This is a genomic window from Serratia plymuthica (assembly GCF_018336935.1).
Classification (GTDB): domain Bacteria; phylum Pseudomonadota; class Gammaproteobacteria; order Enterobacterales; family Enterobacteriaceae; genus Serratia; species Serratia plymuthica_B.
On record NZ_CP068771.1, the window covers coordinates 1,684,356 to 1,706,510 of the forward strand.

23 protein-coding genes are annotated in these 22,155 nt (G+C 55.3%); 11 read left to right on the forward strand and 12 right to left on the reverse strand.

Annotated elements, in window-relative coordinates:
- Window positions 1-277: 277 nt before the first annotated feature.
- Together JK621_RS07960 and mdoC are read right to left on the reverse strand one after the other, a co-directional pair.
- The gene (locus JK621_RS07960; protein ID WP_212559338.1) at window positions 278-1,294 is read right to left on the reverse strand and encodes an acyltransferase family protein; all 1,017 of its coding nucleotides are present in this window, start codon (window positions 1,292-1,294) and stop codon (window positions 278-280) included.
- 218 nt (window positions 1,295-1,512) lie between these two features.
- Complete coding sequence (gene mdoC, locus JK621_RS07965) at window positions 1,513-2,643, reverse strand: glucans biosynthesis protein MdoC (RefSeq protein ID WP_212559339.1); 1,131 nt, start codon at window positions 2,641-2,643, stop codon at window positions 1,513-1,515.
- A gap of 259 nt (window positions 2,644-2,902) precedes the next feature.
- Here mdoC and JK621_RS07970 point away from each other — a divergent pair, with 259 nt between their 5' ends.
- The 3 genes from JK621_RS07970 to JK621_RS07980 all read left to right on the forward strand — a co-directional run bounded on the left by JK621_RS07970 (window position 2,903) and on the right by JK621_RS07980 (window position 7,433).
- Window positions 2,903-4,471, forward strand: coding sequence for a glucan biosynthesis protein G (locus tag JK621_RS07970; RefSeq protein ID WP_212559340.1), 1,569 nt, complete (start codon window positions 2,903-2,905; stop codon window positions 4,469-4,471).
- On the forward strand, window positions 4,464-7,025 hold the full coding sequence (gene mdoH / locus JK621_RS07975) for a glucans biosynthesis glucosyltransferase MdoH (RefSeq protein WP_212559341.1): 2,562 nt from the start codon (window positions 4,464-4,466) through the stop codon (window positions 7,023-7,025). The genes JK621_RS07970 and mdoH overlap by 8 nt, the downstream gene beginning before the upstream one ends.
- Before the next feature lie 210 nt (window positions 7,026-7,235).
- Window positions 7,236-7,433 carry a YceK/YidQ family lipoprotein gene (locus JK621_RS07980; RefSeq protein ID WP_042437287.1) on the forward strand — a complete coding sequence of 66 codons (198 nt, stop codon included), beginning with the start codon at window positions 7,236-7,238 and terminating at the stop codon, window positions 7,431-7,433.
- On the opposite strand, the gene JK621_RS07985 is transcribed toward JK621_RS07980, so the two are convergent.
- Both JK621_RS07985 and JK621_RS07990 read right to left on the reverse strand, forming a co-directional pair.
- The gene (locus JK621_RS07985) at window positions 7,424-7,984 is read right to left on the reverse strand and encodes a GNAT family N-acetyltransferase (RefSeq protein ID WP_212559342.1); all 561 of its coding nucleotides are present in this window, start codon (window positions 7,982-7,984) and stop codon (window positions 7,424-7,426) included. The two genes, JK621_RS07980 and JK621_RS07985, sit on opposite strands and share 10 nt — an antisense overlap.
- Before the next feature lie 70 nt (window positions 7,985-8,054).
- On the reverse strand, window positions 8,055-8,432 hold the full coding sequence (locus JK621_RS07990) for a MysB family protein (protein ID WP_212559343.1): 378 nt from the start codon (window positions 8,430-8,432) through the stop codon (window positions 8,055-8,057).
- Window positions 8,433-8,642: 210 nt separating this feature from the next.
- On the opposite strand from JK621_RS07990, the gene leuA reads away from it, so the two are divergent.
- A complete protein-coding gene (gene leuA, locus JK621_RS07995; protein ID WP_212559344.1) occupies window positions 8,643-10,313 on the forward strand; it encodes a 2-isopropylmalate synthase in 1,671 nt (556 codons plus the stop codon).
- Here the strand turns inward: leuA and JK621_RS08000 are convergent.
- The gene (locus JK621_RS08000) at window positions 10,298-11,059 is read right to left on the reverse strand and encodes an AraC family transcriptional regulator (protein WP_212559345.1); all 762 of its coding nucleotides are present in this window, start codon (window positions 11,057-11,059) and stop codon (window positions 10,298-10,300) included. The genes leuA and JK621_RS08000 overlap by 16 nt on opposite strands.
- Before the next feature lie 141 nt (window positions 11,060-11,200).
- On the opposite strand from JK621_RS08000, the gene JK621_RS08005 reads away from it, so the two are divergent.
- From JK621_RS08005 to JK621_RS08020, 4 genes are read left to right on the forward strand one after another with little or no spacing between them, the layout of a single operon-like run.
- A complete protein-coding gene (locus JK621_RS08005) occupies window positions 11,201-11,512 on the forward strand; it encodes an ArsR/SmtB family transcription factor (protein ID WP_212559346.1) in 312 nt (103 codons plus the stop codon).
- On the forward strand, window positions 11,509-11,943 hold the full coding sequence (locus JK621_RS08010; RefSeq protein WP_212559347.1) for a YeeE/YedE family protein: 435 nt from the start codon (window positions 11,509-11,511) through the stop codon (window positions 11,941-11,943). Before JK621_RS08005 ends, JK621_RS08010 begins: the two co-directional genes overlap by 4 nt.
- Before the next feature lie 4 nt (window positions 11,944-11,947).
- Window positions 11,948-12,367: a YeeE/YedE family protein gene (locus tag JK621_RS08015; RefSeq protein ID WP_212559348.1), complete on the forward strand. Its 420-nt coding sequence runs from the start codon at window positions 11,948-11,950 to the stop codon at window positions 12,365-12,367.
- A complete protein-coding gene (locus JK621_RS08020) occupies window positions 12,367-12,765 on the forward strand; it encodes a VOC family protein (RefSeq protein WP_212559349.1) in 399 nt (132 codons plus the stop codon). The genes JK621_RS08015 and JK621_RS08020 overlap by 1 nt, the downstream gene beginning before the upstream one ends.
- Window positions 12,766-12,814: 49 nt before the next feature.
- Here the strand turns inward: JK621_RS08020 and JK621_RS08025 are convergent, their stop codons facing one another.
- Entirely contained in the window at window positions 12,815-14,368 is a 1,554-nt protein-coding gene (locus JK621_RS08025; RefSeq protein WP_212559350.1) for a peptide MFS transporter, read from the reverse strand.
- Between the two features lie 303 nt (window positions 14,369-14,671).
- On the opposite strand from JK621_RS08025, the gene JK621_RS08030 reads away from it, so the two are divergent.
- Window positions 14,672-14,839: a hypothetical protein gene (locus JK621_RS08030; protein WP_212559351.1), complete on the forward strand. Its 168-nt coding sequence runs from the start codon at window positions 14,672-14,674 to the stop codon at window positions 14,837-14,839.
- A gap of 2 nt (window positions 14,840-14,841) precedes the next feature.
- On the opposite strand, the gene mdtG is transcribed toward JK621_RS08030, so the two are convergent.
- The 3 genes from mdtG to JK621_RS08045 all read right to left on the reverse strand — a co-directional run bounded on the left by mdtG (window position 14,842) and on the right by JK621_RS08045 (window position 17,635).
- The gene (mdtG, locus tag JK621_RS08035; RefSeq protein WP_212559352.1) at window positions 14,842-16,080 is read right to left on the reverse strand and encodes a multidrug efflux MFS transporter MdtG; all 1,239 of its coding nucleotides are present in this window, start codon (window positions 16,078-16,080) and stop codon (window positions 14,842-14,844) included.
- A 237-nt stretch (window positions 16,081-16,317) separates the two neighbouring features.
- Window positions 16,318-16,602, reverse strand: coding sequence for a YciI family protein (locus tag JK621_RS08040; protein ID WP_212559353.1), 285 nt, complete (start codon window positions 16,600-16,602; stop codon window positions 16,318-16,320).
- A gap of 112 nt (window positions 16,603-16,714) precedes the next feature.
- Window positions 16,715-17,635 (reverse strand): Kdo(2)-lipid IV(A) acyltransferase, encoded by a 921-nt coding sequence (locus JK621_RS08045; RefSeq protein WP_212559354.1) that lies wholly within the window; start codon window positions 17,633-17,635, stop codon window positions 16,715-16,717.
- Between the two features lie 286 nt (window positions 17,636-17,921).
- Here JK621_RS08045 and JK621_RS08050 point away from each other — a divergent pair, with 286 nt between their 5' ends.
- Window positions 17,922-18,083: a histidine kinase gene (locus JK621_RS08050; protein WP_212559355.1), complete on the forward strand. Its 162-nt coding sequence runs from the start codon at window positions 17,922-17,924 to the stop codon at window positions 18,081-18,083.
- 19 nt (window positions 18,084-18,102) lie between these two features.
- On the opposite strand, the gene JK621_RS08055 is transcribed toward JK621_RS08050, so the two are convergent.
- A complete protein-coding gene (locus tag JK621_RS08055) occupies window positions 18,103-19,200 on the reverse strand; it encodes an NADH:flavin oxidoreductase/NADH oxidase (protein ID WP_212559356.1) in 1,098 nt (365 codons plus the stop codon).
- A 207-nt stretch (window positions 19,201-19,407) separates the two neighbouring features.
- On the opposite strand from JK621_RS08055, the gene JK621_RS08060 reads away from it, so the two are divergent.
- Window positions 19,408-20,475: a rhodanese-related sulfurtransferase gene (locus tag JK621_RS08060; RefSeq protein WP_212559357.1), complete on the forward strand. Its 1,068-nt coding sequence runs from the start codon at window positions 19,408-19,410 to the stop codon at window positions 20,473-20,475.
- Between the two features lie 72 nt (window positions 20,476-20,547).
- Here JK621_RS08060 and JK621_RS08065 read toward each other — a convergent pair whose 3' ends face one another.
- Both JK621_RS08065 and JK621_RS08070 read right to left on the reverse strand, forming a co-directional pair.
- On the reverse strand, window positions 20,548-21,126 hold the full coding sequence (locus JK621_RS08065) for a YceI family protein (protein ID WP_043913327.1): 579 nt from the start codon (window positions 21,124-21,126) through the stop codon (window positions 20,548-20,550).
- Between the two features lie 23 nt (window positions 21,127-21,149).
- A complete protein-coding gene (locus JK621_RS08070) occupies window positions 21,150-21,704 on the reverse strand; it encodes a cytochrome b (protein WP_212559358.1) in 555 nt (184 codons plus the stop codon).
- Window positions 21,705-22,155: the final 451 nt, after the last annotated feature.

The window sequence follows — 22,155 nt, forward strand, 5'->3', positions numbered from 1 at the left end:
CCAACATTGTCGTACCAACGACAACGTCGCCCCTCAGGGTTCATTGAGCCCAATCGCTACCGTAAGGCAGGGATGTGGATTTCCACTTATGCATTGCAGTTATAACAACTGGCGGCAATATGCTCCAGTATAACTTTGCCTTAACTTTAACCATTGAGCTGAGCAATGTGTGCTCTATGCTACAGGTCAGGCAGCAACCCGGACGCTATTGCCGTATCGTAAATAGACTGGGAAGACGCTGTCGCGAGAAGGGGCGGCCAAGAGCCGCCCCACGTGTTCAGAGGGTTTTTTCTTTGCGCTGCACCCGGTTGTAACGCGGACGCTCCAACAGGAAATTGAGGTGCAGACGTTGAATAACGTAATAGGCAATAATGGGGGCGATCAGGCCAATCAGCGTACCGGCAACAACATGCACCGACCAGCTGTTAACGTGCAGAAACTTGGCCAGCACGATACGTAATCCACTGGCGGCAAGGATGTGCATCAGGTAGATCACCATACTCAACTCACCCAAACGTCGTAACCATGGGATGTTTGCCTTTGCAAGCAGCACTGACAGGCAAATGATAAAGGCGATGGCGACGACGGCAAGGATCAGGGAGAACACGCCGGCATTTGTGTAGGTCAGGCCAAGGTAACCATGGAACCCCCACTCCAACACAATAAAAGCCAGTAACGTGATTATGCTGGTACCCATGCTGATTTCGCCAATGACGGTTGAATAGCGTATTGCTATCGCCCCGAGCAGGAAGAAGATCATAAACTTGGTGATATAGTCGAAATGGAAAGCTTGTCCAAGACTGCCTTGATAAACATACAAACCGGCGCTGATAACGATCAAGACAGGCAAGATGTAGTTGAATTTGTTTTTGCTATATAACAGGACGGCGAGGACAAACACCATAAACAAGGCGTACAGGAACCAGAATTGTGCCCGAGGATGCGTAAACAGTGTCAGCATGTCCGCCAGTCTGGCGGGGTTGTTGGTATAGCGTGACAACGCGATCTCGATAGCTCCCTGCAGCAACGACCAGATGATGTAGGGGTACACGATAGTATCAACTTTACTGATAATAAAGCTGGTTTTACCCTTTCTATCTAATGACTGAACAAAAAACAAACCGGAAAGGAAAAAGAACAACGGCATATGAAAACTGTAGATAACGCTGTCTGTAAGTTGGTAAAACGATTCGGAAAGATGAATGTTTGCACTGTACAAACCGCGGTTTGCATGGCCAAAGACCACCAAAATAATACCGATGCCTTTTGCATAGTCGACCCATGCTTCTCTCATGTGATTACCCTGCCCAAAAAAGAACAAAAATAACTTATAAGTATGTCTAATGAGCGTAACAGGTGATCGCCAGTTTGCAATGTGACGGGGGAGGTAAGTCGAAGATTAGGAAAATGCTCATGATGAAAAGATGAGCAACGCATTCAAAAGGTTAGTGAAGCTTCCCTCTATTACCCCAGGGTGAGGAAATTTCGCCCTGGGGCAATATAGGCTTAGTATTATTGTGGTTTACCGGAGAACAGGAAGCGCAACAGAGGGATGCGCTTGTGCAGCTCATATAAGGCAAAGGCGCAGGAGAAGACGAACACCAGACCAATCAGGAAACCCAGCAGGTTATTGTTGATATAGGGCGTCACAAAAGCGCCATATATCAAGGTCAGCGGATGATGCACCAGATATATAAACAGCGACGCATTGACCAGATAAGTGATTTGTGGCGAATGATAATTCAGCAACCGATGTCCGAATGAAAACACTATGTTTGTCATCAGGATGCCAAGCAGGGTTTTGATCACGACTTCCAGCTCAAACATATAGCTGCTATGGGCCAGCCACTTCTGATTCAGCATGTAGGCAATCAACAGCAGCAGCGAACCGAGCACCGCCAATGGAGAGGGTTTTAGAAAAATCTCTTTTAGCCATACGTACTTAAATGCGTAAGCACCGAGGATGAAGAACGGCAGGTAGAACATCGTTTCCATCACCACAAAATTGAACAGGCCGTTGGAGAGTAAATGCGGTGCAAAAATTAAAATAATACGGTGCGCCGCCGAATAGCATAAAGCATATAGAAGAAAGAACAGTGAGATGTTTCCTAATCCCGTCATTTTATTTATCGGGTCAGGAGCGACGTTACTTTTTAACGTCTTAATTTTTTTGAACAGATAAAAACAGGCCGTGGTCAGTAATGACAGCGTTAATAAAAACCACAGGTGAGAAACCAGTTCCCAAACTGTTACATTTATTTTCTGATAGTTCGAAAAATCGTCCCAGCCGTTTAATTTATCCGTAAAATATTTCAGCATGAAAAACTGCGGCACGGTTATTAAGGGTATCGAGCTCAGCAGGGGGATCGCCACCCGTTCCAGTCTGACCTTCAACCACTTGTGGCGATCGTAACGCTCGTACAGCATGTAGGAGAAGTAGCCTGATATCACGAAGAACACCTGCATGCGAAAGGCATGGATGAAGTCGTTCAGCACCGTCAGCGAGAACGAGGGCGTAGCGCTGTTCACCGCCCAGGCGTGGCTGGAATAGATCAGGGAGAGGTGGAAAGGAATGCCGAGCAACATCAAATAAGCTCGGATCGAATCGAGGAAAAACTCTCGTTGATTGTTGCCTTTAGTCATAGGTTACCGCTAGTCATTTTGTCGAGTGGTCATTAACACGCTTAATAAGTCGGCAATGGTTAAATCGCAATCCCAAACCCTACTATACAGATTCACATTTTTCCATAGCGTCTTGCTGCGCGGCTTGCTACGCTGGTGTTTCATCAGCTGCTTAAACAATGAGCCATAAACATGAACCATCCATTTATCATGTTGTCGGAAAGCTGAATAATCCATTAATATGGATTTAAATGATTTGAGCACACGAATAGGGGGGGATGTGCTAGTTAATATATTATCCAGTAAACCACGCGCCGCGAGCGTTCGTTGGTTAGGTGCTACCGTATTGTTCACGCTGTTTACTTCGCAGGCATGGGCTTTTTCTATCGACGATGTGGCCAAGCAGGCACAGGATCTGGCAGGGAAAGGCTTTGAGGCCCCGAAGAGCAACCTTCCTTCTCAATTCCGTGAGATGAAATTCGCGGACTATCAGCAGATTCAGTTCAATCACGATAAAGCCTATTGGAACAAGCTGAAAACCCCATTCAAACTTGAATTTTATCATCAGGGGATGTACTTCGACACGCCGGTGAAAATCAATGAAGTCACTGCAACCAGCGTAAAACAGATCAAGTATAGCCCGGAGTACTTCAACTTTGGTTCGGTGAAGCACGATCCGGATTCGGTAAAAAACCTCGGCTTTGCCGGTTTCAAGGTGATTTATCCGATCAACAGTGCGGATAAGAACGACGAAATTATGAGCCTGCTGGGCGCGAGCTACTTCCGCGTGGTGGGTAAAGGGCAGGTTTATGGGCTTTCCGCTCGTGGCCTGGCGATCGATACCGCTTTGCCGTCCGGCGAAGAGTTCCCGCGTTTCCGCGAATTCTGGGTTGAGCGTCCGAAGCAGGGCGACAAGCATCTGGTCATTTACGCGCTGCTGGATTCACCGCGTGCTACCGGGGCCTATCGTTTTGTGGTCTATCCGGGCCGCGATACCACTGTGGATGTCGAGTCCAAAGTGTTCCTGCGCGACAAGGTCGGCAAACTGGGCATGGCACCGCTGACCAGCATGTATCTGTTCGGGCCAAGCCAGCCATCGCCTACGTTGAACTACCGTCCGGCGCTGCATGATTCCAATGGCTTGTCGATCCATGCCGGCAACGGCGAGTGGATCTGGCGTCCGCTGAATAATCCGAAGCACCTGTCCGTCAGCACCTACCAGATCGAGAACCCGAAAGGTTTCGGTTTGCTGCAGCGCGGCCGTAACTTCAAGGATTACGAAGATCTGGACGATCGTTACGATCTGCGCCCAAGCGCCTGGATCGAGCCGCGCGGCGACTGGGGCAAGGGCAAAGTTGAGCTGGTGGAAATCCCTACTGCGGATGAAACCAACGACAACATCGTTGCCTTCTGGACTCCGGACGTATTGCCGGATGCCAAAACCCCGCTGGCGCTGAGCTACCGCCTGCACTTCACCCGCGATGAAGACAAGCTGCATTCACAGGATATCGCCTACGTAAGCCAGACGATGCGTTCTACCGGTGACGTGAAGCAGTCCAACCTGATCCGCGAGCCTGACGGCAGCGTGGCGTTCCTGGTTGATTTCGTTGGCCCGGTACTGAAAGGTCTGGACGGCGCTACGCCGGTCTCCTCTCAGGTGAGCATCGGCGACAACGGTGAAGTGGTAGAAAACAATGTCCGCTATAATCCAGTGACCAAAGGCTGGCGTCTGACGCTGCGTCTTAAAGTGAAAGACGACAAGAAGCCGGTAGAAATGCGCGCTGCGTTGGTCAATGGTGATAAGACCCTGTCGGAAACCTGGAGCTATCAGCTACCTGCCAATGAATAAGTTTACTCAACCTGCCCAGGATTATCTTGCGGCAATGCCTCTGACCGCCGAGCGGTCAGAGGCGCTTAAACCACAGCCGGCGGCAGATGACGGCCAGGCACTGGAGGCGCTGCATCGCAAGATGGGCGCCGCCGATGCCAACGTCAATCAGCTGTCGGCGGATGACGTGGCGCTGGCCTCGGTCAAAACGCGTATCGAAAGCGCTTGGCCGGATGCGGTCAGCGACGACGATTTCGACACCGACGCCGAAGGCCGTACCGTACTGAAGGCGATGCCTCCGATCAAACGTACCAGTATGTTCCCGGAAGCCTGGCGCACCAACCCGGTGGCGCGCTTTTGGGATTCGTTGCTGGGGCGCTCGCCGCACAATCGTCACGCGTCCAAAGAGGAAGCCGAGGCGGAAAATCGCTGGCGCGTGGTCGGCTCGATGCGTCGCTATGTGCTGCTGGTGTTGATGCTGGTGCAAACCGGCATCGCTACCTGGTACATGAAAACCATTTTGCCGTATCAGGGCTGGGCGCTGATCGATCCGCTGGCCATGCTGGATCAGGATCTGATGCAATCCGTGTTGCAACTGCTGCCTTATGTTTTGCAAACCGGCATTCTGATCCTGTTCGCCATTCTTTTCTGTTGGGTATCGGCCGGTTTCTGGACCGCGCTGATGGGGTTCCTGCAGTTGCTGATTGGCAAAGATAAATACAGCATCTCTTCCACCATCAAAGGCGATGAGCCGATTAATCCGGCGCACCGCACCGCGTTGATCATGCCGATCTGCAACGAAGACGTCGAGCGCGTGTTCGCCGGCCTGCGCGCGACCTATGAGTCCGTCGCCGCTACCGGCCAACTGGAGCATTTCGATATCTACGTGCTGAGCGACAGCTACGATCCGGATATCTGCATGGCGGAACAGAAGGCCTGGATGGAACTGTGCCGTGACGTAGACGGCCATGGCCGCATCTTCTACCGCCGCCGCCGCCGCCGCGTAAAACGCAAAAGCGGCAACATCGACGACTTCTGCCGTCGTTGGGGTGGCGAGTATAGCTACATGGTGATTCTGGACGCCGACAGCGTGATGAGCGGTGAGTGTCTCACCGGCCTGGTACGTTTGATGGAAGCCAACCCGAACGCCGGTATCATCCAGTCCGCGCCGAAGGCCTCGGGCATGGATACGCTGTATGCTCGCGTGCAGCAGTTTGCCACCCGGGTCTACGGGCCGCTGTTCACCGCCGGCCTGCATTTCTGGCAGTTGGGCGAATCGCACTACTGGGGCCATAACGCGATTATCCGCGTGAAGCCGTTTATCGAGCACTGTGCGCTGGCGCCGCTGCCGGGCGAAGGCTCTTTCGCCGGTTCCATCATGTCGCATGACTTCGTGGAAGCCGCGCTGATGCGCCGTGCCGGTTGGGGCGTGTGGATTGCCTATGACCTGCCGGGCAGCTATGAAGAGTTGCCGCCGAACCTGCTGGATGAGCTGAAGCGCGACCGTCGCTGGTGTCACGGTAACCTGATGAACTTCCGCCTGTTCCTGGTGAAAGGCATGCACCCGGTGCACCGTGCGGTGTTCCTGACCGGCGTGATGTCTTATCTGTCGGCGCCGCTGTGGTTTATGTTCCTGGCGCTGTCGACGGCGTTGCAGGTGGTGCATACCCTGATGGAGCCGCAGTACTTCCTGCAGCCGCGTCAGCTGTTCCCGGTATGGCCGCAGTGGCGTCCGGAGCTGGCGGTAGCGCTGTTCTCCACCACCCTGATACTGCTGTTCTTGCCTAAACTGCTCAGCATAGTGCTGATCTGGGCCAAGGGCGCCAAAGAATACGGTGGTGCTTTGCGCCTGCTGCTGTCGATGCTGATGGAAATGCTGTTCTCCGTGCTGCTGGCGCCGGTGCGCATGCTGTTCCACACCGTGTTCGTGGTCAGCGCTTTCCTGGGTTGGGAAGTGGTATGGAACTCTCCGCAGCGTGACGATGATGACACGCCATGGAGCGAAGCCTTTAAGCGTCACGGTTCACAGATGCTGTTGGGCCTGGTCTGGGCCGGCGGTATGGCCTGGCTGGACCTGCGTTTCCTGTGGTGGCTGTCGCCAATCGTTTTCTCGCTGATCCTGTCACCTATCGTGTCGGCGCTGTCGAGCCGCGCGACCTTGGGCATGAAGAGCAAGCGCGCCAAACTGTTCCTGATCCCGGAAGAATACTCGCCGCCGCGCGAACTGCTGGCGACGGAAGAGTATCTGCAGCTTAACCGCGAGCGCGCGCTGGCCAATGGCTTTATGCACGCCGTGGTTAACCCGTCATTCAACGCATTGGCAACGGCGCTGGCGACGGCGCGTCACCACCTGCGCGGGGCGATTGAGCGTAACCGTGAAGAGCGGGTGACGGAAGCGCTGCAACTGGGGCCGGAAAAACTGGTGAAGGGTAAACGTCTGGAGCTGCTGAGCGATCCCGTGGCGCTGTCGCGTCTGCATCAGCGCGTCTGGCTGCAACCAGAAGGCAAAGCGTGGCGTGAATTCTATCAGCAACTGCCGCATAACGAACTGGCTCATCCTGTCGGACGGCGTTAGTCGCTGACCGGTTAGCCCAAGCGGGGAATACGCGTTGCGTGTTCCCCGTTTTTTTTTGCTCTTTCGCTTACGCAATGCTGACAAACCGGCGGTGGGAAACTGTGCTAACATCCGCTCAGGGCGTTGTTTATTTTCAAAACAACCAGGTTCAGAGTCAATTTGGTGAACTTTTCTTCTTTAATCCGCCTGGCGTTGCTGGCGGCAGGCGTCATGGCGTTAACCGGCTGCGGCAGCATCATCAGCCGCACGGTGCCCGGCGCCGGGCATGGGCATCAGTATTACCCGGGCGTGCAATGGGATCTGCGCGATACGCCCTGGCGCTACATCACGGTGATAGACGTACCGCTGTCGATGGTGGTGGATACCTTCATGTTGCCGTTTGATGCGCAGCACGGGCCTTACGAGTAAATCGCATCCCGTGTGGCGAACACCAGCAACTGGTATCCGTGCCGGCCGCAGCGGAAGGGGGCCAGCGCCGTCATCTTCAGCCCTTGCTCGTGGGCGGCCAGTGAATGCGGATTGTCGTCGTCAATAAACAGCGCGCCGACATCGAACTCATCGCGGGTGCATGCCTTGACGGCCGCGAACAACTGTTTAAGCACCCCTTTGCCGCGCCAGGCGGCATCAAGGCACACCGGGCCATACAAAAACACCTTCTGCTCACGGAGTGCCCGGCCGTTGAATGACTGATTGCCGAGCGTATCCAGCATCGCATCCACCACCGGCGGGCGCGGTTGCATATCGGTGGGCATCAAGCAGACAAAGCCCGCCAACGCGCGATCTTCAACCGCCACCAGAATGCCAAGACGCCGGTTAATGCTTTCTAACTGAGCCTCATCCATACGCGAGACGATAAACCCTTGCCGTTTTTGGCTCTCGCCAAGGTTTGCCGGGGTATTTTGCGCTTGCAGTCGCAGGATAGCGGGGTAATCGGCGCGACACGCCTGGCGGATGATCATGAATCCTCCCGGGAGAGCATTATGGGGTTCGGGCAGGCGCGGATATCGGCCGGTCTCTGCCCGACGTTATTCAGCGTTCGTCCCACTCGTCGGCGGCAGTCTGGCCCTCTTCGGTATCCAACGGCGGCTCGAGCTGAAAATCACCTTCTTCCCACTCGTGCAGCGTATTTTCCTCTATCCATTCCGCGCTGATTTCCACGTCGTCGTAGTCGCCGTCAAAAATAGCCTGGGCGGCAGCGCCGCTGCGTAGCGTGAAACACTCGACCGATTCCCCTTCTTCCTCAAAGAACTCGGCCTGCCACATGATATCACCGTCCAGCATCACGTATTTTTGCAGATTGAACTGTTGCGGTACCGGCGGTTCATCGTCATTGCCGCCTTCGGCGGATTCAATAAACTCCTCGCGCGCGGCTTCGATAGCTTCTTCCAGGGTTGCATACAGGCTCATGTCCGTCTCCAGTCACAGTGAGGTAAATGAAAGGGCTTTGGCAGCGCCAAAGCGTCATGACATACGTCAGAAGTAATTGTTGTCTCGTTGGCGCAGGATGCAAATTTTTTTGTTGTCCGTTTTGCGACGACGATTGTCCGCTAAGCGGGAGCAGCGAATAACCGGGCGGGAAATAATAAGGCATTGCCCAGGACCACCCAGGAGATCGCCATGTTAACCAACCCTTCAAGCAAATATCGCCCATTCCCGCCGGTGGCGTTACCGGATCGCCAATGGCCCGGCCGCACCCTTGAGCAGGCGCCGCGCTGGTGCTCCAGCGATCTGCGCGATGGCAACCAGGCGCTGGCGGAGCCGATGGATAACGCCCGTAAACGCCAGTTCTACCAGTTGTTGCTGCAGTGCGGGTTTAAAGAAATTGAGGTGGCGTTCCCCTCGGCGTCGCAAACGGATTTTGATTTTGTGCGTTCGTTGATTGATGAGCGCCTGATCCCGGACGATGTCAGCATTCAGGTGTTGACCCAGTCGCGCGACGATCTGATAGATCGCACTTTTGAATCGCTGCGCGGCGCCCCTCGCGCTATCGTGCATTTGTACAACGCCACCGCCCCCATGTTCCGCGAGATTGTTTTCAGGCAGGACAAAGCGGCGACGGTAGCCCTGGCGGTGAATGGCGCGTTGCGCATCCGTCAGCAGTGCGAATTGCAGCCGGAAACGGCCTGGACCTTCGAGTACTCGCCGGAAACCTTCTGCTTTACCGAGTTGGAATTCGCACTGGAGATTTGCGAGGCGGTGGCCGATGTCTGGCAGCCTGGACCGGGGCGGCCGATGATCATCAACCTGCCGGCGACGGTAGAGGTCAGTACGCCGAACGTGTATGCCGATCAGATCGAATGGTTTTGCCGCCGCTTCAGCCAGCGCAAACAGGTGACGATCAGCGTGCATCCGCATAACGATCGCGGTACCGGGGTAGCCTGCGCCGAACTGGCGATGCTGGCCGGGGCCGATCGGGTGGAAGGGTGCCTGTTCGGCAACGGCGAGCGGACCGGCAATGTGGATCTGGTGACGTTGGCGCTCAATCTGTACACCCAGGGCGTTGCGCCGGGGCTGGATTTCAGCCAGTTGAAACAGGTGGTTGAGGTGGTTGAACAGTGCAACCAACTGCCGGTGCATCCGCGCCATCCTTACGCCGGCGAGCTGGTTTTTACCGCTTTTTCCGGCTCGCACCAGGATGCCATCAAGAAAGGTTTCGCCGCCCAACAGCAGCGGCAGGACGGCTTGTGGCAGGTGCCTTACTTACCGCTCGATCCGGATGATGTCGGCTGCAGCTATGAGGCGGTGATCCGGGTTAACAGCCAATCAGGCAAAAGTGGCGCAGCCTGGCTGCTGGAGCAGAATCACGGCCTGTCGTTGCCGCGCGGGCTGCAGATTGACTTCAGCAAGGTGGTGCAACAGGCGACCGACGGCAGCGGTAAAGAGATGACTACCGCCGAGCTGTGGCGGCTGTTCCGCACGACTTACGGGCTGGTTGAACAGCCGAGCCTGCAATTGCTGAGTTATCAGACCGAGAGCCATGGCGTTGAGGCTTACAGTTTCAGCGCCCGGGTACTGTTCGAAGAGCAACAACAGAGGTTGATGGGGATAGGGAACGGCTTGCTGTCCAGCGCGGTGGATGCGTTGCGCCAGCGCTTTGGCCTGGCGTTGGCGATTGAGGATTATCACGAACACACCCTGGGTCATCAGAGTCACAGTCGTGCCGTGGCTTACATACGTTGCACCCTGGCACACGGTGAGGCGGCCTATGGCGTTGGGATAGACGTCGATTCCGCCAGCGCCTCGCTGCAGGCGCTGTTTAACGTTGCCGGGCGCTATCTGGCGAAATAAACGCTCGGTGCGACGCCCAGCAGGCGGCGGAACATGGCGCTGAAGGCGCTGGGGCTTTCATAACCCAGGTCCAGCGCCACTTCCAGCACCGACTGGCCGGCCGCCAGAGCGTTCAGCGCCGCCAGCAGCCGGGCGCGGCGGACCCAGTCGCCAAAGCGCAGCCCGGTTTCACGCTGAAAGCGGCGCGACAACGTGCGGCCGCTGGCGCTGATATAACCGGCTGCCTGCTCTAATTCCCAGGGCTGGGCCAGCGATTGCTGAATATGCCGGCATAGCGCCAGCAGGGCTTCGTCGCGTGGCTCCGGCAAATGCAGCGGCAGAATAGGCAAGACGCGCAGCTCGTCCAGGATCAGTTCCATTATCCGATCTTCGCGCCCGCCTGGCGGGTAATCCATCGGAATGTCCATCGCGCAGATAATCAGTTCGCGCAGCAGCGGTGAGATTTGCACCACCTCGCACTGCGCAGGCAGATCGGCACGTGCCAACGGATCGACAAACAGCGCTCTGGCCGCCACCTTACCGGTGATGCGCAAGCTATGCTCCATCCGTGCCGGCAACCAGACGCCGCGCCCGGGCGGCACCACCCAACTGCCCAGGCGGGTATTTACCTGCACCACGCCGCTAAGGCTGTGGATCAGCTGCGCGCAGTTATGGTGGTGAAGGGGCTCGAAATCGCCGTGTTGGTAATCTTTGGCAATCGGCACAATCGACCGGTTGGTTGGCATTAAGTCATGGCAAAGCAGCATCTGTAGCGGTATCCCCGCGCGGTGGAAAGGCGTAATGGCAGCATGCCACGCCGGCAGATTTCACACCAGCCTCTGGTGCGGCGCCGAATTATAGTCTATAAGAATACAATATATAATTTTATGAATTATCTTGAGGGCTCTATGAATATCGACAGTATGCGGCAGGCGGCAACCCAAGCTGGGGCGTTGTTGCGGGCGCTGGGCAACGAGGATCGCTTGCTGTTGCTGTGCCAGCTCAGCCAGCGTGAGATGTCGGTGGGTGAACTGGCGCAGACGCTGGGGATCCGTCAGCCGACGCTTTCTCAGCAATTGGGTGTATTGCGGCAGGAAGAGCTGGTGTCAACGCGGCGTGAGGGCAAGCAGATTTACTATGCCGTCAGCGATGAAAAAGCGCTGACGATCCTCAGCACCTTGTATCAACTTTATTGCCCGGCTCCGGGAGCGACACTATGACCATTGACTGGCTGCATTTCACGCCGTTTTCCGCACTGGCCGGCGGGGGGATTATCGGCATCGCGGTGGCGCTGCTGTTGGTGTTTAACGGCCGCATCGCCGGTATCAGCGGTATCACCGGCGGCTTGTTGACGCCGGGCGGTACAGAAAAAGCGTGGCGCGGCGCATTTATTGTCGGGTTGCTGATTTCCCCCTGGTTGTATCGTATTGCCGGCCCTTTACCGGAAATGCCGGTCAGCGGCGGCAGCCTGTGGTTGATGGCGGCCGGGTTGCTGGTCGGCCTCGGGACCCGGTTGGGGGGCGGATGCACCAGCGGCCACGGCGTATGCGGCGTGGCGAGGCTGGCGCCGCGTTCGCTGGCCGCCACGGCGGTATTTATGCTGCTGGGGTTTATCAGCGTCTGGGTTGTTCGTCATCTGGCGGGGGGCTAAAACCATGTTCAGGATTTTATTTGCGCTGCTGAGCGGGATCATTTTCGGCTTGGGCCTGATTATCGCCGGCATGGCCAACCCGGCCAAGGTGCTGGCCTTTCTCGATATTACCGGCCATTGGGACCCGTCGTTGGCTCTGGTCATGGTGGGGGCGATTGCGGTAGCGGCTCCGGCGTTTTTGTGGGCCCGGCGTCGACAGAGAACGCTGTCGGGCGAGACGTTGCTCATTCCCACCAACCGGCGTCTGGATCGTCGTTTACTGGCGGGAAGTGCGCTGTTCGGCATTGGCTGGGGCATGGCGGGTATCTGTCCCGGGCCTGCGTGGGTGCTCGCGGGGGCGGGCTCGCAACCCGGCTGGCTGTTCGTGGCGGCGATGCTGGCGGGCATGGCGCTGTATGAATTCATTATGATACGGAGAAAATAATGCCGATAGCCAATGCGGTGTTGCGTATTGCGCGCCCGACCGATCGTCTGCAGGACATTGCGGCGATGTACTGCCAGGGATTAGGGTTCGAACGGTTGGGTGAATTTGCCGATCACCAGGGTTTTGACGGCGTAATGGTCGGGCACCCGCAGCACGGTTATCACCTGGAGTTTACCCATCATCGTGGCGTAAGGGTGGGGCAGGCGCCAACGCAGGATCACCTGCTGGTGTTTTATCTGCCGCAAGAAGGAGACTGGCTTGCAGGATGCCGACGTATGCTGGCCGCCGGTTTTCGGCACGTGGCCTCTTACAATCCTTATTGGGATAACGGCGGGCAAACGTTCGAAGATCTGGACGGTTACCGCGTGGTGCTGCACCGGCAGGCGTGGGGAAAATAAAAAAGCCAGCGCACCGGGCGCTGGCTTGAAGGTGAAAGAGAACGTGTTATCAGGCGTTGGTGGCCGGTTTCTGTTCGCTTTTACCCTGGGTGTTTTCCATCATGCGACGGATAGGGACGATCAGCAGCGTCAGTACTGCAGCGCAGATCAGCAACGCAATCGAGCAGCGGGCGAACAGGTTCGGCAGCATTTCTAACTGATCGGCCTTCACATGGCCGCCAATCAGGCCGGCTGCCAGGTTGCCCAATGCGCTGGCGCAGAACCACAGGCCCATCATCTGACCCCGCATTCTTTCAGGCGCCAGCAGGGTCATGGTCGCCAGGCCGATTGGGCTAAGGCATAGCTCACCCAGCGTCAACATCAGAATACTGCCCACCAGCCACAGCGGGGACACGCCCGCACCGCCGTTGCCCAGTACGTTCTGCGCGGCCAGCATCATCATGCCGAAGCCCGCAGCGGCAAACAAAATACCGATAACAAACTTGGTGATGCTGCTCAGGCGCACTTTGTTGCGTGCCAGAGCCGGCCAGGCCCAGCTGAATACCGGCGCCAGCAGAATAATGAACAGGGCGTTGATTGACTGGAACCAGACCGCCGGGATCTCGAAGCCGCCAATCATGCGGTTGGTGTAGTCGTTGGCAAACAGATTGAATGAGGTAGGTTTCTGCTCGAACGCCGACCAGAAGAAGGCGGCGGAGACCAACAGGATAAAGCACACCAGCAGGCGGGCGCGCTCTTTGCGGCTCAGGCCGGCGAAGGCAAACAGGTAAATAAAGTACAGGGTTACCGAAGCGGCAATCACGTAAACCAGCATGCTGGCCACCGCCACCGGATTAATCACGATAACGCCCTGTGCAATCAGGGTGACGATCGCCGCCACGCCGATGGCCAATGCGATTAACCAGGCCCCGACGCCGTTTTTCTTGGCGACCGGGCTGTTCCAGGTGGAATCGAGACCGACTTCACTGTCATAGCGCTTCATGGCCGGAACGGCAAATACCCGGAAGATCACCAGCGCCACCAACATCCCGATACCGCCGATGCCGAAGCCCCAGTGCCAGCCGTGAGAGCGGATCAGCCAGCCAGAGATCAGCGGGGCGATGAATGAACCCATGTTGATGCCCATATAGAACAGCGAGAAACCACCGTCACGACGGTTGTCGCCCTTCTTGTACAAGGTGCCGACCATTACCGAGATACAGGTTTTGAACAGGCCGGAACCCAGTACGATAAACATCAGGCCGATGAAGAACAGGTTGTTGCCCATGATGGCGGACAACGCGATCGACAGGTGGCCGAGTGCGATCAGAATGGAGCCGTACCACACCGCTTTTTGTTGACCGAGCCAGTTATCCGCCAGCCAACCGCCCGGCAAGGCGGCCAGATACATGCTGCCGGCGAAAATACCGACGATCGCCGAGGCGTTTTCACGTGCCAGGCCCATGCCGCCGTCGTAGACCGTGGCGGCCATAAACAGAATCAGTAATGGGCGAATGCCGTAAAACGAAAACCGCTCCCACATTTCGGTAAAGAACAGGGATCCCAGCGGATAAGGATGGCCGAAGAAGGTCCGGCTTTCTTGGTTATTAACAGAGGATTGCATAACGTCTTCCCAATAAAATGCGCCGCATCGATGCGGCTTATACTGTGGTATGTATGTGTATTTAAGGAAGGTGATCCACCCAATGCGGATTACCCGACAAAACCGCAGCCGAAACGCCCGTTAACCGTGGACAGCGCGTCGGCCTTTTTTCACTTGGCCAATGATTTACATTGGGCGTGATATTATTTAACCATTTGATAACTGGATGGTGGTTTTGTCTAGTCCCTGTATCCCATTTTTTAGATGAAAAGTCGACAAACATCTACTTTCTTGGTTTTTATGTTGGTTTGATCGGGAATGTTATTGACAGCGGTTTTATTGCGCAAAAATTTAATTACTGTTTTTAAAACAGGGTATTACATTAAGAATTTTCTGGTTGGCGTAGAAAAAGAAGCCGTGAAGGGTACCAGTACTGAAAGTAAGGTAAACGGGCCGCAGACCCATTTAAGTGAAGCAGTGGGTGATAAATGAGGTTATTGCTCTTCCTGCAAGGTATCTTCCCTCAGGCGCGCCGGCCGGCGTTGCAAACACCACCAGGAATATGCGGCGTTAAACAGCACCACCAGGGCGGTGACACAGAAGACTGCCCGGAAGCCGTAGCCGGCGGAGACCGCAGCCCCCAACAGCGGACCGCTGACGTTACCCACGTCGCGGAACGACTGGTTATAACTGAAGATCCGCCCGGCGACCTGATTGGTGCAGTTGTAGATCAGCAACGTTTGTACGGCCGGCAACAGCGCGCCGTCGGCGGCGCCGAGCAGGAAGCGCAATACGCCGAGCTGCCACGGCGTTTGTACAAAAGCCATGGGGATCAGCAACAGCACAGAGACAATCAGCATAAATACCAGAATGCGCTCAGGACCAATCCTGTCCCCCAGTTTACCCAGCCGTGGCGCACTCATCAGCGCGGCAACGCCGGGCACCGAGGCGATCAGACCGCTGATAAAAGCCAGATTATGGATGTTGCCGGCCAAATCGCGCACATACAGCGTTAGAATCGGCGCGATTGACCCTGTGGCAATCTGGATAATCATGGTGGTGACAAACAGGCTGAGTATCAGTTTGGGGTTTTTCAGTGAAGCGAAGACCTGGCGTGCGTGCAGCATGTCTTTTTTCTGCACCGGGGTGAACTGTTCTTTGACGTACAACAGCGTCAGCACAAAGCAGAGTAACAGCACGGCGGCGGTGATGTAGAACACCGGACGCAAGCCATATCGATCGGCCAGCAGACCCCCTATCAGCGGACCAATCAATGCGCCGCTAACGCCGCCGGTGGACAGGGTGCCCAGCGCCCAACCGCTGCGGTTGCGCGGTACCTGAGTGGCAATCAGCGCATTGGCGTTGGGAATAAAGCCGCCGAGCAGGCCAAGTACCGCGCGCAGAGCTAAAAACTGCCAGATATTCTGCGCCATCCCCATCAGAAGCATCACAATCGACATACCCAACGCCGAGCGTAGCAACATCAGCTTGCGCCCACGACGATCGGCCAGCCCGCCCCAGAAGGGGGAGGCGATAGCGGAGAACAGGAAGGTGATGCTGAACACCAGCCCGGACCACATGTTCAGTGCTTCGTGGCCGGTCACGCCGAGCGTTTCTACGTATAACGGCAGGAAGGGCATGATCAGGCTGAAGGCGGCCCCGGTGAGGAAACACCCCAGCCAGGCGACGAAAAGATTGCGTTTCCAGTTTACTGGTTCTGATGCCGAAGCCATAAATTACCCTTGCGGAAGGTGGCGCGCTTTGCTCACGGGCGGAAACAAGGGGGCAGAGCAAAAAAGTTAGCCTGGTAAGTATATGCCTAATTATAGACGGTATCAATTGATGTGGCAGGTCAGCCTAAATAATGAAATAAAGTTTTAAAAATAACGTGTTGCCGGTATTCCGCGCTGGCTGCGCGGAATGGTTTCTGGCTGCATCCTTGTTTGCGGCAACTGGAGGTTTAGCGGGATTTACAGCCCGGCAAGCACGTCAAAACCGTTACCGGTGGTGGAGGGGGTGAAATCGGTAATGTCGTAGTTGGCTACGGCGTTGAACGGATCCTGTGCCACGATGGCGTCCAACTGCGCACGGTCAATGCCTTTCACCAGAATCACACCGCCGGTACGCGGATTTTTACGTCCGGAGGCGATGAAAGTGCCGTCCTGAAAATATTTTTTCAGCCAGGCGACATGTCCCTCGAGATGGCTGTCAACTTCTTCTATCGGGCGATGGTAAGTCAGGCTAACGATATACATAACGGCTCCAGGGTGAAAATACTGAGTACGATCAGGATGATTACCCTCTCACCATTATCCTCGTTTCTCAATACCCAGAGCACGAAATGACCCGCCATAAGGCGGGTTGTGGTCAATATAACGAGGGCTCGCCTTCGGGGCGGGTCTTGAAGCGGCGGTGCAGCCACATGTATTGATCCGGTGCCATCAGGATCTCTTTTTCCACCACTTTATTCATATACGCGGCTGCCACGAACTCATTGTCCAGCGGGAAGTTTTCCACCGCCGGCTGCATAATCAACTCATAACCTTTGCCATCCGGCAGACGACGCGGGGTAAAGGGAATGATCGCCGGTTTGCCCGTCCGCACCAGTATGTAGCTGCCGGTGGTGGTCGCTGCTTTCTCCACGGCAAACAGCGGGGCAAATACGCTGCTGCGCGGGCCGTAGTCGTGATCCGGCGCATACCAGATGATGTCACCCTGTTTCAGCGCGCGGATCATGCCCTTCACGTCTTTACGGTCCAGCATGGACTTGTTGGAACGCATGCGGCCCCAGGTCTGCAGCCAGTCCATCAGCTTGTTGTCGTGTGGGCGGTAAACGCCGATACCCGGGTTATGAATGCCAAAGATACGTGCGCCCAGTTCCAGCGTAAGGAAATGCAAACCGATCAGCAAAACGCCCTGATGGTTGTCGCGCGCCTTTTGAATGTGCTCCAGCCCGCTGACGTGGAACCAGCGCTCGATACGCCAGTTTGGCCAAAACCAGGCCATACCGGTTTCAAACAGCCCCATGCCTACGGACTCAAAATTTTGCACCAGTAGCGCTTCGCGTTCGGCCTGCGGCATATCCGGGAAACACAGCGTCAGGTTACGCCGGGCAATCGCCACGCGGTGCTTGAGAAAACGCATGGAAAAACGGCCCAGCGAGGTCCCGAGGCGATAGATAATCGGGTAAGGCAGTAATACCAGCAAATAAAGCAGGCCAATACCGAACCAGGTAAGCCAGTAACGCGGGTGCAATAAAGTGCGATTAAAAGAAGGAACTTGAGTCATGTGTTCTCAGCTTAGAAGCAGTCATTCAACAATAATAACAGAGTAATAGCAGGGTTTATCCTTCAGACGGAGATTTTATTCGCCCTGCTTTTTCTGTCGCTTATAACCACTATTGTGACATTTTTCTCGCGCAACGTGAAAAGGCACCGCATTAATACATAATTTTAAGTGATAGTTGTACTGGATATGATTATTAATTAGGCTGAATCGCCCTAAAGGATAAGGCCTGCCCACAAGAGATGCGTATTATGACCGCGCAATTATACAAAGGGGACGTGGGGAAGTTATGTGGGCATCATGGTTAAGTGCCGGGTTGCTGATCCTTGGGGCATTATTGGGCAGTCTGGGCGCGCATCTGCAGTTTAATCCTCTGCTGGCAGTTGCGGGTATTGCGCTGTCGGCGGGGATGGTGATTTCCGGTTTTACCGAATGTCGGCCTGGGCGCTGAGCGCCCAAGCCAACCCCTGTCAGTCGTTTTTAAACAGTCCTTTCAATACGTGAGGTTCGCAGCGCCAGTACTGTGGCGGTGCGCTGACTTTCTCACCCAACCTGGCGGCGGCGTGCCATGGCCAGCGCGGGTTGTACAAAATGCCGCGCGCCAGCGCGACCATGTCCGCCTGGCCGGTGGCGACAATCGCCTCAGCCTGTTCCGGTTCGGTGATCAGCCCCACGGCGATGGTCGGCAGGCCGCTTTCGCGCTTGATGATTTCGGCAAACGGCACCTGATAACTCGGGCCGACCGGGATCTTCTGCTGAGGTGAAAGGCCGCCGCTGGAAACGTGGATATAATCGCAACCCAACTCTTTCAGCGCTTTCGCCAGCGCCACCGACTGCTGTTCATCCCAACCGCCGTCCACCCAATCGCTGGCGGAAATCCGCACGCCGAGTGCTTTTTCCGCCGGGAACACCGCGCGCACTGCACTGAAAATCTCCAGCAACAAGCGCATGCGATTTTGCAAGGAACCGCCGTATTGATCGTTACGTTGGTTGGCCAGGGGGGAAAGGAACTGATGCAGCAGATAGCCGTGTGCGCCATGCAGTTCAAGCAGTTCAAAGCCCAGGCGGTCGGCACGCTTTGCCGCCGCAACAAACTGCGCTTTCAACCGTTCGATATCGTTCAGACTCATCGCAGCAGGGGGAACATCATGCGATGAGAAGGGCAGAGTGGAGGCGGATTGGGTTTGCCAGCCGCCTCGTGCGGCGCTGAGTTGCCCGCCGCCCTCCCAGGGAATGCCGCAGGAGGCCTTGCGGCCGGCGTGGGAGAGTTGAATGCCTAATGGCATGGAGGCGTGTTTTCTCACTGCCTGCACCACCTGCGCCAGCGCCTGTTCGGTAGCGTCGTCCCACAGGCCGAGATCGCGGGGCGTGATGCGCCCTTCAGGCGCGACCGAAGTGGCCTCTACGATCAATAACCCTGCGCCCGACAATGACAGTTGGCCGAGATGCATGGTATGCCATTCGGTGGCCTTGCCCTCGTCGGCAGAATATTGGCACATAGGGGCGATAATAATGCGGTTGGGTAAATCCAGTTCACCCAGTGAAATCGGGGTAAATAACTGACTCATGACGTCCTCCGGATCCGTGGTAAAGAGAAAGCAAACTACCCTTAGGCTTATCGGGGTTTGTGACCGGCGTCAAGTTTCCGGCGTTAAACATTGCCATCGGGCTAATGCTGTTTTGAGCGACATTTTCGGGTATTATGTGCGCCGCGCGTGGGCCTGCGGCCTGCGCGTTCAAAATAAGCCACCTCCCGAAAGACAGGAAAGTACACCATGCCAGTGTTACATAACCGAATTTCTAATGAGGAACTGAAGGCGCGCATGCTGGCGGAAACAGAGCCACGCACCACAGTTTCTTTTTATAAATACTTCACCATCGACGATCCCAAAGCGTTTCGCGACAGCCTGTACGTTCAGTTTGACAAGCTGAAGGTGTTTGGCCGCATTTATGTGGCCAAAGAGGGCATCAACGCGCAGATCAGCGTGCCGCAGAACAAGTTCGACGCGTTTAAAACCACGCTGTTTGCCTCGCACCCGGCGCTGGATCAGGTGCGCCTGAATATCGCCTTGGAAGATGACGGTAAATCCTTCTGGGTGCTGCGCCTTAAGGTACGCGATCGCATCGTCGCCGATGGGATTGACGATGAGAGCTTCAACCCGGCGAATGTGGGTGAGTATTTGCAGGCCGATCGCGTCAACCAGATGATTGACGATCCGGATACGCTGTTTGTGGATATGCGTAACCATTACGAATATGAAGTCGGCCACTTTGAAAACGCCATCGAAGTGCCTTCAGATACTTTCCGCGACCAACTGCCGATGGCGGTTGAGATGCTGCAGGACAATAAAGACAAAAATATTGTTATGTACTGCACCGGCGGTATCCGCTGTGAAAAAGCCAGCGCCTACATGCTGCATAATGGCTTCAAAAACGTGTACCACGTGGAAGGCGGGATTATCGAGTACGCGCGCAAGGCGAAAGAGCAGGGGCTGCCGCTGAAGTTTGTCGGCAAGAATTTTGTGTTCGACGAGCGTATGGGCGAGCGGATTTCTGACGATGTGATCGCCAATTGCCACCAGTGCGGCGCCGCCTGCGATACTCACACCAACTGCAAGAATGACGGCTGTCACTTGCTGTTTATTCAGTGCCCGACCTGCGCCGCCAAATTTGAAGGTTGTTGCAGCGAGATCTGCCGCGAAGAGCTGAAGCTGCCGCGTGAAGAACAGCGCGCTCGCCGGGCCGGCCGTGAAAATGGCATCAAGATTTTCAATAAGTCGAAAGGGCTGTTGCAGACCACGATGCACATTCCCGCACCTGAGGATGAAGGCTCGGCAAGCTGAGCCAATGAGAAGCGCGGCAGATTTGCCGCGCTTTATACTCGTCGCCTTTCAAGCAACTCATAGAACCTGGTATTACTTCGCGCGTACGCCTTCGACAGAAATAATCAGCTCAACATCCTGCGAGGCCGGGCCGAGATCGGTAGTGATGCCGAAGTCTTTCAGCTTGATTTTACCGTTGGCTTCAAAGCCGGCGCGGTAGCCACCCCATGGGTCATTACCCTGGCCGATCAGTTTGGCGTCCAGCGTGACCGGTTTGGTAACGCCGTTCAACGTCAGATTACCGACCACTGCATAGCCGTCACCGCTCTTTTTCACTTCGGTGGATTCAAACTTGGCCTGTTTGTTCTTTTCCACGTTCAAAAACTCTGCACTGCGCAGATGTTTGTCGCGTTCGGCGTGATTGGTATCGACGCTGGCGGTATTGATAGTGACGTTGACCTTGTCCTTGGACGGATCTTTTTCGTCGAAGGTGAAGCCGCCGTCAAAGTCTTTGAAGGTGCCGTACAACCAGCTGTAACCCAGGTGCTGGATGCGGAATTCGATAAAGGCGTGTTGCCCCTGTTTATCAATCTTGTAGTCGGCAGCCAGCGCGGAACCGGCGCTCAGCAGCAGTGCGCCTGCGGTCAGGCCCAGTACGGTTTTCTTCAACATAGCAATCTCCATAAATCCAAAGGTTAATCGGCGCTGCTACCCAGCATCCGTTTCAAAGTCGCATCACGATCAACAAAGTGATGCTTAAGCGCAGCCAGGCCGTGCAGCAGTGAGAGCACGACGACGGCCCAGGCCAGATAAAGGTGGATAGTGCCGGCGGTATCGGCCTGTTCAGCCATGCCGGTGACGGTGGCGGGGATGTCGAACCAGCCGAAAACGCTGATCGCCTGGCCGTCGGCGGTGGAAATCAGATAGCCGCTGATCAGGATGCTGAACAACACGACATACAGCGCGATATGAGCCAGTATCGCACTGACGCGGGTAACGCGACTGTAGCTGGCCAGCGGTTTTGGCGGAGGTGAAACGAAACGCCAGATCACCCGAACCACCATAACGATGAACAACAGTGTACCGATGCTTTTATGAATTTCCGGTGCCTGGTGATACCAGACATCGTAATAGCCCAGTGTGACCATCCATAGGCCCAGGGCAAACATGCCGTAAACCGTAAGTGCAACCAGCCAATGGATGAGCACTGAAATATGACCAAAACGGCTGGCGGTATTTTTCCAAAGCATCTTGTTTCCTTACGTTCTTCATTTTCTGGATGCAATAATTAAACTTTAAGAAACATAAAATCAATAATAAATTTAACTATGTTACTTCTTTAGAATATCAATCAGTGAATTTGCGGAAGATAGCGAAAGTTAATCAGTGAAATCGTCGTAGTGAATATTGTCATTTGGATGTGACTTTACATTATGCTTTGAAATTAAAGTGTTTTATTTATTTTCGTCAGCTTTTGTCATTTTGCGTAAATGTGGTTTTTTTAACAAATAAGCCGGTAGCAACGAATGTCTATTATTTCCAGTTTGATTTTAACCAGGTTGCTGGAACGCCGCTTGCCATTATGCCGGCAATACCCGGCAGGTAAGTGGGTCGCCGTAGATTTGTGCCGCTCTGGTATCGTCAATATCATCCGGTACCCAAATGACTCTGCATTGTCGAGTGTGGTCAGGGGGCGCCAAC

Bases quoted from the DNA above. Each gene is read 5' to 3' on its own strand.
- JK621_RS07990 (WP_212559343.1), bottom strand. From the start codon at position 8,432: ATGAGCCTGTATGCAACCCTGGAAGAAGCTATCGAAGCCGCGCGCGAG.
- JK621_RS07960 (WP_212559338.1), bottom strand. From the start codon at position 1,294: ATGAGAGAAGCATGGGTCGACTATGCAAAAGGCATCGGTATTATTTTG.
- JK621_RS08005 (WP_212559346.1), top strand. From the start codon at position 11,201: ATGAATATCGACAGTATGCGGCAGGCGGCAACCCAAGCTGGGGCGTTG.
- JK621_RS08025 (WP_212559350.1), bottom strand. From the start codon at position 14,368: ATGCAATCCTCTGTTAATAACCAAGAAAGCCGGACCTTCTTCGGCCAT.
- leuA (WP_212559344.1), top strand. From the start codon at position 8,643: ATGTTAACCAACCCTTCAAGCAAATATCGCCCATTCCCGCCGGTGGCG.
- JK621_RS08060 (WP_212559357.1), top strand. From the start codon at position 19,408: ATGCCAGTGTTACATAACCGAATTTCTAATGAGGAACTGAAGGCGCGC.
- JK621_RS08050 (WP_212559355.1), top strand. From the start codon at position 17,922: ATGTGGGCATCATGGTTAAGTGCCGGGTTGCTGATCCTTGGGGCATTA.
- JK621_RS08070 (WP_212559358.1), bottom strand. From the start codon at position 21,704: ATGCTTTGGAAAAATACCGCCAGCCGTTTTGGTCATATTTCAGTGCTC.
- mdoC (WP_212559339.1), bottom strand. From the start codon at position 2,643: ATGACTAAAGGCAACAATCAACGAGAGTTTTTCCTCGATTCGATCCGA.
- JK621_RS08045 (WP_212559354.1), bottom strand. From the start codon at position 17,635: ATGACTCAAGTTCCTTCTTTTAATCGCACTTTATTGCACCCGCGTTAC.
- JK621_RS08000 (WP_212559345.1), bottom strand. From the start codon at position 11,059: ATGCTGCTTTGCCATGACTTAATGCCAACCAACCGGTCGATTGTGCCG.
- JK621_RS08055 (WP_212559356.1), bottom strand. From the start codon at position 19,200: ATGAGTCAGTTATTTACCCCGATTTCACTGGGTGAACTGGATTTACCC.
- JK621_RS07980 (WP_042437287.1), top strand. From the start codon at position 7,236: ATGGCGTTAACCGGCTGCGGCAGCATCATCAGCCGCACGGTGCCCGGC.
- JK621_RS08040 (WP_212559353.1), bottom strand. From the start codon at position 16,602: ATGTATATCGTTAGCCTGACTTACCATCGCCCGATAGAAGAAGTTGAC.
- mdoH (WP_212559341.1), top strand. From the start codon at position 4,464: ATGAATAAGTTTACTCAACCTGCCCAGGATTATCTTGCGGCAATGCCT.
- mdtG (WP_212559352.1), bottom strand. From the start codon at position 16,080: ATGGCTTCGGCATCAGAACCAGTAAACTGGAAACGCAATCTTTTCGTC.
- JK621_RS08010 (WP_212559347.1), top strand. From the start codon at position 11,509: ATGACCATTGACTGGCTGCATTTCACGCCGTTTTCCGCACTGGCCGGC.
- JK621_RS08065 (WP_043913327.1), bottom strand. From the start codon at position 21,126: ATGTTGAAGAAAACCGTACTGGGCCTGACCGCAGGCGCACTGCTGCTG.
- JK621_RS07985 (WP_212559342.1), bottom strand. From the start codon at position 7,984: ATGATCATCCGCCAGGCGTGTCGCGCCGATTACCCCGCTATCCTGCGA.
- JK621_RS08020 (WP_212559349.1), top strand. From the start codon at position 12,367: ATGCCGATAGCCAATGCGGTGTTGCGTATTGCGCGCCCGACCGATCGT.
- JK621_RS08015 (WP_212559348.1), top strand. From the start codon at position 11,948: ATGTTCAGGATTTTATTTGCGCTGCTGAGCGGGATCATTTTCGGCTTG.